The organism is Streptomyces palmae (assembly GCF_004684805.1).
Classification (GTDB): Bacteria; Actinomycetota; Actinomycetes; order Streptomycetales; family Streptomycetaceae; genus Streptomyces; species Streptomyces palmae.
Map to the genome: position 1 here is coordinate 1 of NZ_SRID01000250.1, position 10,290 is coordinate 10,290.

Annotated in this window: 9 protein-coding genes; 4 read left to right on the plus strand and 5 right to left on the minus strand. The window is 73.1% G+C overall.

What is annotated here, in order from left to right:
• Positions 1-32: 32 nt before the first annotated feature.
• Positions 33-1,220 carry a dipeptidase gene (locus E4099_RS22485; RefSeq protein ID WP_135340921.1) on the plus strand — a complete coding sequence of 396 codons (1,188 nt, stop codon included), beginning with the start codon at positions 33-35 and terminating at the stop codon, positions 1,218-1,220.
• A gap of 61 nt (positions 1,221-1,281) precedes the next feature.
• Here the strand turns inward: E4099_RS22485 and E4099_RS22490 are convergent, their stop codons facing one another.
• A complete protein-coding gene (locus tag E4099_RS22490; RefSeq protein WP_135340922.1) occupies positions 1,282-1,653 on the minus strand; it encodes a VOC family protein in 372 nt (123 codons plus the stop codon).
• A 151-nt stretch (positions 1,654-1,804) separates the two neighbouring features.
• On the opposite strand from E4099_RS22490, the gene E4099_RS22495 reads away from it, so the two are divergent.
• Positions 1,805-2,365, plus strand: a complete 561-nt coding sequence (locus E4099_RS22495) for a CGNR zinc finger domain-containing protein (protein ID WP_245245082.1) — start codon at positions 1,805-1,807, stop codon at positions 2,363-2,365.
• A 123-nt stretch (positions 2,366-2,488) separates the two neighbouring features.
• On the opposite strand, the gene E4099_RS22500 is transcribed toward E4099_RS22495, so the two are convergent.
• The 3 genes from E4099_RS22500 to E4099_RS22510 form a co-directional block, all read right to left on the minus strand.
• Positions 2,489-3,097, minus strand: a complete 609-nt coding sequence (locus E4099_RS22500) for a superoxide dismutase (protein ID WP_135340924.1) — start codon at positions 3,095-3,097, stop codon at positions 2,489-2,491.
• Between the two features lie 683 nt (positions 3,098-3,780).
• Positions 3,781-5,121 carry a UDP-glucose dehydrogenase family protein gene (locus E4099_RS22505; protein ID WP_135340925.1) on the minus strand — a complete coding sequence of 447 codons (1,341 nt, stop codon included), beginning with the start codon at positions 5,119-5,121 and terminating at the stop codon, positions 3,781-3,783.
• A gap of 120 nt (positions 5,122-5,241) precedes the next feature.
• Complete coding sequence (locus tag E4099_RS22510; RefSeq protein ID WP_135340926.1) at positions 5,242-6,621, minus strand: LCP family protein; 1,380 nt, start codon at positions 6,619-6,621, stop codon at positions 5,242-5,244.
• Between the two features lie 161 nt (positions 6,622-6,782).
• Between E4099_RS22510 and E4099_RS22515 the strand changes: the two genes are divergently transcribed.
• The gene (locus tag E4099_RS22515; RefSeq protein WP_135340927.1) at positions 6,783-7,325 is read left to right on the plus strand and encodes an acyl-CoA thioesterase; all 543 of its coding nucleotides are present in this window, start codon (positions 6,783-6,785) and stop codon (positions 7,323-7,325) included.
• 476 nt (positions 7,326-7,801) lie between these two features.
• Positions 7,802-8,791 carry an ornithine carbamoyltransferase gene (gene argF, locus E4099_RS22520; RefSeq protein WP_135340928.1) on the plus strand — a complete coding sequence of 330 codons (990 nt, stop codon included), beginning with the start codon at positions 7,802-7,804 and terminating at the stop codon, positions 8,789-8,791.
• Positions 8,792-8,801: 10 nt separating this feature from the next.
• Here argF and E4099_RS22525 read toward each other — a convergent pair whose 3' ends face one another.
• The gene (locus tag E4099_RS22525) at positions 8,802-10,271 is read right to left on the minus strand and encodes an LCP family protein (protein WP_135340929.1); all 1,470 of its coding nucleotides are present in this window, start codon (positions 10,269-10,271) and stop codon (positions 8,802-8,804) included.
• Between the last annotated feature and the right edge of the window lie 19 nt (positions 10,272-10,290).

Consider the following 10,290-nt stretch of genomic DNA (forward strand, 5'->3'; position numbering starts at 1 on the left):
AGGTTGGGGTGGGGGCGTAGCAGGATGAGGGGATGACTGACCTTCTTGCGCGGGCGCGCGAACTGCTGGCCGACCATCCCGTCGTCGACGGCCACAACGACCTGCCCTGGGCGCTGCGTGAGCACGTCCGCTACGACCTCGACCGGCTCGACATCGCCGCAGACCAGACCGGACGGCTGCACACCGACATCCCCCGGCTGCGGGCGGGCGGCGTCGGCGCGCAGTTCTGGTCGGTGTACGTACGGTCCGACATGGCCGGGGACGAGGCGGTCAGCGCCACCCTGGAACAGATCGACGTGGTACGGCAGCTGACCGGGCGCTACGCGGGCGACCTGCGGGCGGCCTTCACCGCCGACGACATGGAGGCGGCGCGCCGGGAAGGCCGCATCGCCTCGCTGATGGGCGCCGAGGGCGGGCACAGCATCAACTGCTCGCTGGCCACCCTGCGCGCCCTGTACGCGCTGGGCGTGCGCTATATGACGCTCACCCACAACGACAACATCCCCTGGGCGGACTCGGCGACCGACGAGCCCAAGGCGGGCGGCCTCACCCGCTTCGGCGAGGAGGTGGTGCGGGAGATGAACCGACTCGGCATGCTGGTGGACCTCTCCCACGTCGCCGCCGACACCATGCGCGACGCGCTCCGGACGACCGCCGCCCCCGTCGTCTTCTCGCACTCCTCGGCCCGCGCGGTCTGCGACCACCCGCGCAACATCCCGGACGACGTGCTGGCCCAGCTGCCCGCCAACGGGGGAGTGGCGATGGCCACCTTCGTGCCGAAGTTCGTGCTGCCGGAGGCGGTCGCCTGGACCCGGGCGGCGGACGAGAACATGCGGGCGCACGGCTTCCACCACCTGGACACCACCCCGGAGGCGATGGCGGTGCACCATGCCTTCGAGGAGGCCAACCCGCGCCCGCTGGCCACCACCGCCACCATCGCCGACCACCTGGACCACATGCGGGAGGTCGCGGGCATCGACCACATCGGCATCGGCGGCGACTACGACGGCACCGCGTTCACCCCGGCCGACCTGCCGGACGTGGCGAGCTACCCGCGGCTGGTGGCGGAGCTGCTGGAGCGCCGCTGGTCCACGGCCGACCTGGCGAAGCTCACCTGGCAGAACGCGGTACGGGTGCTGCGCTCGGCCGAGGACGTCGCCCGCGATCTGAGCGCCACCACGGCACCGTCCAACGCGACCATCGACCAGCTGGACGGCTGACCCCCGGCCGGGGGACGAGGGGGTACGGGCCGCGGGCGTCCGCGCCCGTACCCCTGGCGTGTCAGTGGGCGCAGAGGCAGAACGGGTGCCCCGCCGGGTCCAGATAGACCCGCCAGTTGCGGGTGCCGCCCTCGTCGCCCTCCACCAGCTTCGCCCCGAGCGCCAGCACCTCGCGCTCGGCCTCGTCCAGGCGCGCGGTGGGCACGTTGAAGTCCAGGTGGAACTGCTGGGAGCCGTCGTCGCTCGGCCACCGCGGCGGTACGTGGCCGGGGGCCAGCTGGAAGGCCAGCACCCGCCCCCGCTCGCCGATGACCTCGACCCAGTCCTCGCTGTCCACCTGGACCGTGCCACCCAGCACCTTCGCGTAGAACTCGGCGAGGGCACGGGGGTCAGGGCAGTCCAACACGGTGACGCCCAGCGTGGCGATGGCCATCGCGTCTCTCCTTCGGATCGTCCGGCAGCATGATGGTGTTACCGGTTACTGCTGCCAACCGGTAACCGTCGCCTCATCATGTCGTTACCGGTATTCATCGTCAACGGGTAACCGTTACCTCATGGCTCGGGTAGCCGGTAACCTGACGAAGGTGCAGCAACCTGGTCAGCGGGCCCCCGCGCCCGATTCGCTCCGCCTGGTCCAGGAGCTGGTGAACACCCTGGACGTCGAGACCGGCCACGACCGGCTCACCATCCCCGGCGGCCTCGAGGACTTCCGTACGCTCCTCGCCGACCGGGGGCTCCCCGGGATCGCCCTCGACGCCGGCGACCTACCCGAGCTGTGCGCCCTCCGCGAGGCGCTGCGCGCCGCCTGCCTGGCGCACAGCGGCACCGATGTGCCGGCCGCGACGCTGGCCGCCCTGGACCGGCTGCTCACCGCCGCCCCGCTGGTGCTCGCCCTGGACGCGGCGGGCGGGGCGGCCCTCCGCCCGGCCCCCGGGCTCACCGGCCTGCCGGCGCTCACCGCCGCGATCGCCGCCGGGATCATCGCCGCGGGCCGCGACTGGAACCGGCTGAAGGCCTGCGTCGCCGAGGACTGTCAATGGGCGTACTACGACCGCAGCCCGGCGGGGCGCAGCCGCTGGTGCTCCATGGCGGTCTGCGGCAGCCGCGCCAAGATGCGCACCTACCGCGGCAGGGGCGGCGCCTGAGGCGGGGTGGAACCCGTACGCCCAGGGCGTGTCCGAGGCTCGGCCCGGCCGCTTGCACGACTGAGCGGGCCGGGAAGCCGCCATCGCTTCCCGGCCCGCCCGAGAGGAGGTCGTGCCGCCGGTTCAGGCGCCGGTCGCCGCGGTGTAGCGGGCGAGGACGTCCTCCCAGTTGACCAGGTCCCACAGCTTGGTGACGTAGTCCGGGCGGACGTTCTTGTACTGCAGGTAGTAGGCGTGCTCCCAGGCGTCGAAGACCAGCAGCGGCGTGGTGCCCTGGCCGACGTTGCCGTGGTGGTCGTAGACCTGCTCCACGATCAGGCGCTGCCCGAGCGGCTCCCAGGCCAGGACGCCCCAGCCGGAGCCCTGAACGGACGCGGTGGCCGTGGTGAGCTGCCTCTTGAACTGCTCGAACCCGCCGAAGTCCTTCTCGATGGCCTCCGCGAGGACGCCGTCGGGGCGGTCGCCGCCGTCCGGGGAGAGGTTCTGCCAGAAGATCGAGTGCAGCACGTGCCCGGAGAGGTTGAAGGCGAAGGTCTTCTCCAGCCCCACCAGGTGGGCAGGGGCCGGCTGCTCCTTCTCGCGGGCCTCGGCGATCTGCTCCAGGGTGTCGTTGGCCCCCTTGACGTAGGCGGCGTGGTGCTTGGCGTGGTGCAGCTCCAGGATCTGCCCGGTGATGGCCGGCTCCAGCGCGGCGTAGTCGTAGGGCAGGTCGGGAAGCGCGTAGGTGCCCATCAGGCACGTCCCCTTTCCGTGTGGGTGATCGTCCGGGGACAGCCTATGCCTCTATTGCACATAACTTGCAACAACGAAGTGAAGGCATCAGCATGTCTATGGCGGGGTCGGCCCGTCAGCTTTCGGCAGTGCGGTATCTGATGCGGTGCTGCTCCTTCCCGAGAGGTGATCGTCTTCTCACCCGGCGCCCGCCGGTCCGGCCGGCCCCGCCGTCACGCGCACCATGCGGGCCGGGCGGTGGCCCGCCTCCCCCTGCGGAGGGGAGGCGGGCCACCGCCCGGTGTGTGAAGAGGTGGACCGGAGGTCAGCGCCGCCGGAAGAAGAGGTGGGTGACGCCGCTTGTGGGACGCGAGCGGTGCCCCGAAGGGGCGCTGGGGTCCCCCGGGCCGAAGTCTGGGGGTGGGGGCACCTCCCGGACGAAGTCTGGGGGAGAACCGCGCGATCGGCCACACACGACCCGCGGCTGAATCACACCGCGCCGCTCCCCCGGTGCGCCCGCCGCGAAGGCGCTACGCGCGGGGTGGCCCAGGGCGCGGAGGTCCCGGGCGTCGCGGGCGCGGGGTCCGGGCGGGTCGGCGTGAGTGGCGCCCCGAAGGGGGCGCGAGGAACCGCGCGATCGGCCACACACGACCCGCGGCTGAATCACACCGCGCCGCTCCCCCGGTGCGCCCGCCGCGAAGGCGCTACGCGCGGGGGCGGCCCAGGGCGCGGAAGTCCCAGCCGGCGTCGCGCCAGCGGGCCGGGTCAAGGGCGTTGCGGCCGTCCAGTACGCGCCGCTCGGCGGCCACCGCGCCCAGCTCCGCCGGGTCCAGCTCACGGAACTCGGACCACTCGGTCAGGTGCAGCACCGCATGCGCCCCGCGCACCGCCTCCAGCGGGGAGGGGGCGTAGGCCAGGGTGGGGAAGACGGCGCGGGCGTTCTCCATGCCCTTGGGGTCGAAGACGGTCACCTGACCGCCCTGGAGGTGGATCTGCCCGGCGACGTTCAGCGCGGGGGAGTCCCGTACGTCGTCCGAGTCCGGCTTGAAGGTGGCGCCCAGCACCGCCACCCGCTTGCCCAGGAAGCTGCCGCCCACCGCCTCGCGGGCCAGTTCCACCATGTGCCCGCGGCGGCGCATGTTGATCGAGTCGACCTCGCGCAGGAAGGTCAGCGCCTGGGCGGCGCCCAGCTCGCCGGCGCGGGCCATGAACGCCCGGATGTCCTTGGGCAGGCAGCCGCCGCCGAAGCCGATGCCGGCCCGCAGGAACTTCTTGCCGATCCGCTCGTCGTGCCCGATCGCCTCGGCCAGCTTCACCACATCGCCGTCGGCGGCCTCGCACACCTCGGCCATCGCGTTGATGAAGGAGATCTTGGTGGCCAGGAAGGAGTTGGCCGCGGTCTTCACCAACTCGGCGGTCGGGTAGTCGGTGACCACGAACGGCGAGCCCTCGGCGATCGGCCCCGCGTACACCTCGCGCAGCAGCTTCTCCGCCTGGTCGTCGGCGACGCCCACCACGATCCGGTCCGGGTGGAGGGTGTCCTGCACCGCGAAGCCCTCACGGAGGAACTCCGGGTTCCAGGCCAGCCGGGCGTCGGCACCCACCGGGGCGAGCTCGGCCAGCCGGGCCGCCAGCCGCTCGGCGCTGCCCACCGGCACCGTGGACTTGCCCACCACCAGCGCCGGCCGGCTCAGCAGCGGGGCCAGCGACTCGATGGCGGAGTCCACGTAGCTCATGTCGCAGGCGTACTCGCCGTGCCGCTGCGGAGTGTTCACGCAGACGAAGTGGATGTCGCCGAAGTCGGCCACCTCCGCGTAGGAGGTGGTGAACCGCAGCCGCCCGGTGGAGCCCTCCAGCCCCTCCACGTGCTGCTGGAGCAGCTCGTCCAGCCCCGGCTCGTACATCGGGGCCCGGCCCGTGGCCAGCACCTCGATCTTCTGCGGGACGACGTCCAGCGCCAGTACCTCGTAGCCCAGCTCGGCCATGGCCGCGGCGTGTGTGGCGCCAAGGTAGCCGGTGCCGATCACGGTGATCTTGAGGGCCATGCGGGACTCTCCATGCTGCGGACGGGCGGATGCGCTGCATGAGCATAGTCGGGACGCCGCCGGGCGGCTCCCCCCGCCTGGGGAACCGCCCATCCGGCTACCACTACCCGCCGTACCGGATCAGTTGGTGATGGTGACCTTCTCGTCGTTCTTCAGCTGCTCGGTCAGCTGCTTGACCTTGGTCTTGTCCCAGAGCACCGCGCTGCCCTTGGAGGTGGCGTAGCCGGGGTTGGCGACCGGCATGGTGATCTGCTTGCCGTCGCCGCCGGAGACGCTCTTCATGGCGAAGAACATGTTCTTCAGGTCCCACAGGCTCATGTCCTCGTCGACCACCAGGTTGTCCAGGCCGGCGCCCATGGTCGGGTAGAGCTTGAACGGGTTGATGATCGTGCTGGGCGTGGCGGCCTTGTTGGCCAGCGCGGCCAGGAACTTCTGCTGGTTCTTGGCGCGGTCCAGGTCACCGCCGGCCAGGCCGTAGCGCTGCCGGACGAAGGCGAGCGCCTCCTGGCCGTCCAGCGTCTGCCTGCCCTTCTTGAAGTTGGTGCCGGCGTGCTTCTCCTTCATGTCCTGCGGGATGTCGATCTCCACCCCGCCGACCGCGTCCACGATCTTGGCGAAGCCGTCGAAGCCGATCTCCGCGTAGTGGTCGATCTTCAGGCCGGTGTTGTACTCGACGGTGCGGACCAGCAGGCCGGGGCCGTCGGAGGAGAAGGAGGCGTTCAGCTTGTTCTGGCTGGCCGGGTAGCGCTTGCCGCTCTCCGAGCCGGTGAACGGGGGTATGGTCACCCACGAGTCGCGCGGCAGGCTGACCATGGTGTTCCCGTTGTCCCCGATGTGCAGCAGGATCATCGAGTCGGTACGGCGGCCGTCGGCGGAGCCGGTGTGCAGCTTCTTCTTCTCCTCGGCGGACAGGCCCTCGCGGCTGTCCGAACCGACGATCAGGAAGTTGGTGCCCTTGCCGCTCTCCGGCCGGTCCTCGACCTTGCTCAGGTCCACCTCGCGGCGCAGCTTGGAGTCGGCCCAGAAGTAGGTGACGACCCCGTCCACCACCAGCAGGCCGAGTACGACCGCCACGCCGATGCCGATGCGCTTCTTCCAGTTCTTGGGACGCGCCGGACGGGCCGGGCGGGCCGGCGGGCGGCCGTCGCCCTGGCCGGGGCCACCGGGGCCGCCGGGGCCACCCGGTCCGTTCGCGCTGCCGTGGCCGTAGACCTGTCCGGTGTTGTAGCCGTCGTCCGGGCGCCCGCCGGGGCCGCCCGGCACACCCTGGCCCGCGGAGTGGCGCGGCGGCGGCACCGGCCCGCGCGGGCGGCGCGGGTTCAGTTCGGGGGGCAGCGGAGGCTCGGTCCTGGGCTGGGCCGGGCCCCCGGGCACGCCGCGAGGCGTGCTGCCACGCCGCACCTGCGGCATGGAACGGGCACCTTCCGGCTGGGTGTTGCCGCTGCCGCCCCCGTACCGCTCACCGCCGCTGCCGGTCCGCCCCTCGGGCCATTCGTTCATAGGAGGAAGTGTGCATGCTCGCGCGGGCGCCCTGACAGCCCGGAGCCTGGATCGGGCCGGGGCTGTTGCAGAGATGATGCATTCGCCACAGCGGTGTGTCCCTGCGCACGTCCCGCCTCTTCGGGCCGGGTGGGGCCGCTTTCCCCGCATACAGTGGACATATGATCGAGTCCCCCGCCCCTGAGCCGCTGCCGGGGAAGTACACCTCCGCTTCCCGCACCACGCTCAGCCACATCATGACCCACAACGACACCAACCTCCTGGGCACGGTGCACGGTGGTGTGATCATGAAACTGGTGGACGACGCTGCCGGCGCGGTCGCCGGGCGACACTCCGGTGGCCCCGCGGTCACCGCCTCCATGGACGAGATGGCCTTCCTGGAGCCGGTCCGGGTCGGCGACCTGGTCCATGTGAAGGCCCAGGTCAACTGGACGGGACGGTCCTCGATGGAGGTCGGCGTCCGGGTGCTCGCCGAGCGGTGGAACGAGTCCGCCCCGGCCACCCAGGTCGGCAGCGCCTACCTGGTGTTCGCGGCGGTCGACGCGGAGGGCAAGCCGCGTCCGGTGCCGCCGATCATCCCGGAGACCGAGCGCGACAAGCGCCGCTACCAGGAGGCCCAGATCCGCCGCACCCACCGGCTCGCCCGGCGCCGCGCCATCAAGGAGCTGCGCGACAGGCGAGCGGCCGAGGGCATCGACGACTGAGCGGCCGGGACCATCTCCCGGCGACTGCCCGGCGACTGCCCGGCGGCACGTCGGCGGTCCCGGGGCGGTGACTCCCGAGGCGGTGGCGGTGCCGGGGCCGGCGGCTGCCAGGACGGTCCCGGGGCCGGCGGCTCCCGAGACGGTGGCGGTGCCGGGGCCGGCGGCTGCCAAGACGGTCCCGGGGCCGGAAGGCCACCAGGGTGCCGTACGCGCCGTACCAGCCGACCGACCACTGACGCGGGCGCCCGCGCCCGCCCCCGCTTCACCCGTCCGCACGGCTGCGGATGCCCGGCAGCGGTACGCACGGCAGGCTGGTCGCTGAGCGGCGGCCGGGGGCCGAGGGCGCGCGGCCGCCGAGTGGCAGAGCGTACGGAGGCCGCGGGAGGCGAGCGGCCGAGCGCGGCCGACCGCCGGCACCCGGCCGCGGCGCCCCCAGGCCGCCGAGGCCCGAGCGGTGGAAGCGAGCTGGTGTTCCCATGATCGATCCGCCCGCGACACGGACCCCCGTCGGCCTGGCCGCGGGCGGTGAGGTCCCCACGGACCTGCTGCGGGTGGCCGACCTCGATCCGGGAGCGCTCTCCAGGATCCTGGAGCTGGCCGGGCGGATGAAGCAGGAACCCCTGGGATGGCGCCGCAGCCTGGACGGGGCCGTCCTCGGCTGCATCTTCGAGAAGCCCTCCACCCGCACCCGGACCTCGCTGGCCATCGCGGCCCACCGGCTCGGGATGCAGGCCCTGGTGATGAACCGGGACGAACTCCAGCTCGGGCACGGCGAGACCGTCGAGGACACCGCCCGGGTGCTCTCCGGCTATCTGGACGCCATCGCGATCCGCACCTTCGCACACGAGGTGGTGGAGCGGATGGCGGCGGCCGCCGAGGTGCCGGTGATCAACGCGCTGACCGACACCCACCACCCCTGCCAGTCACTGGCCGACCTGCTGGCACTGACCGAGCACTTCGGCGGCCTGACCGGCCTCACCGCCGCCTTCGTCGGAGACGGGCGGAGCAACACCTGCAACTCCTTCCTCGCCGCCTGCGCGGCCTCCGGCATGCACCTGGCCATCGCCAGCCCGGCCTGCTACACCACGGACGAGGACCTGCTCGCCGAGGCCCGCGCGGTGATGGCGGTCACCGGCGGCTCCGTCAGGCTCACCACCGAGCCGGCCGAGGCGGTCCGCGGCGCCCAGGCGGTCTACGCCGAGGTGTGGGTCTCGATGGACAAGCGCGACAAGCCCCACGAGCGGGCCGAGCGCGCCGAGCGGCTCGCCCGCTACCGGGTCGACGGCGCCCTGCTGGCCCAGGCCGGCCCGGACGCGGTGGCGATGCACTGCCTGCCCGCGGTACGGGACGAGGAGATCACCTCCGAGGTGCTCGACGGCCCCCGCTCCCTGGTCTGGCGCCAGGCGGCGAACCGGCTGCCCACCGCCCAGGCGGTCCTGCACACCCTGCTCACCGGGTGGGCCTGACCCCGCCTCGTCACTGGCAGTCCACCTGGTCGCCGGTGAGCGCCCCGTAGCCGGTGGCGGCGGGCCGCTGGTCCAGGGGATCGGTACGCACCGGGCGCACCCCGCGGTAGTCCGTACCCACCGTGACCCGCAGCACGGGCCCCTGGCGGGGCGCCGGAGTGAGCAGGGCGCCGGGGAGCGCGGCCCGCAGCGAGCGGGCCGAGCGGTCCCAGCCGGGGTCGTACGAGATCACGGTGTGCGCGACGCCCTGCCGCGCGGCGTCGGCGGGCGCCCCGGTGGTGGCGAAGCCGGCGCGGCGCAGCGCCTGGTCCACCCGGTGGCCCAGCCCGCGCGTGCCGGCGCCGTTGAAGACCTGCACCCGGATCCGCCCGGGCGGCACCTCGACGGCCGCCGGGCGGGGCCGGGGGCGGGGGTGGTGAGGTCGCGGGGCGTGTTCGGCCAGCGGGCGGTCCTGGCGGATCGCCTGGAAGAGCCGGGCGGCCCGCGCCCTGTCCCAGCGGACGGTGGAGCCCACCCCCGGCACCGGGTGGCTCGGCTCGCTCACCGGCACCGAGGCGAACTCGGACGAGGCGGGGGTCAGGTGGCGCAGGGCCCGGCCCAGCGTCATCAGCTCGTCGGTGCCGAAGCCGCGGTCGGCACGGACCGAGTCCAGCAGCCCGGAGGCCACCTGGGTGAAGCGCACCGGGTTCAGCAGCAGCCCGCTGTCCGTGGCCTTGCGCAGCAGCGCGGCCAGGAAGCGCTGCTGCCGGCTCATCCGTCCCAGGTCGGCGGCGGCGTCCAGATGCCGGGAGCGCACGTACTGCAGCGCCTGACCACCGTGCAGGGTGTGCGAGCCGGGCGCCAGGTCCAGACCGCTGTGGCTGTCCCTCAGCGGGCGCGCGGTGCACACCCGCACCCCGCCCACCGCGTCCACGGTCTTCATGAAGCTGGCGAAGTCGACCTCCAGATAGTGGTCGATGTGCACCCCGGTCATGTGCTCCACGGTGCGCACCGTCAGGCTGGGGCCGCCCTCGGCATAGGCGGCGTTGATCTTCCGGGGGTGCGCCGGGTGCCGCTTCCCGGTGGCCCGGTCGGTGTACGCGGGGATCTCGGCATAGGTGTCCCGGGGCAGGCTGACCACGCTGGCCCGGTCCCGGTCGCCGGACAGGTGCACCAGCATGATGGTGTCGGTGCAGCGGCAGGGGGCGCCGCCCAGCCGGTAGCGCCGCCGCTGGCCCTCGGTGATCCGGTCGCGGCCGTCGGTGCCGACCACCAGGATGTTCGTTCCGTCGCTGCCCCTGGGCCGGTCGCTGAGCCCGTCGAAGGCGTTCACCCGCTTGATGTGCGACTCCAGTCCGGTGAGCACGGCGTGCCCGACGCCCGCGGCGGCCAGCACCAGCCCGGCGGCGACGGATGCCAGCCGCAGCCCCCAGCGGGCGCGGCGCTTGGGGCGTGCGGGGCGGCGGTGTTCCGGGCGGGAGGGGCGGTCCGGTGCGGTCACGAGGAGACCTCCGCGGGCG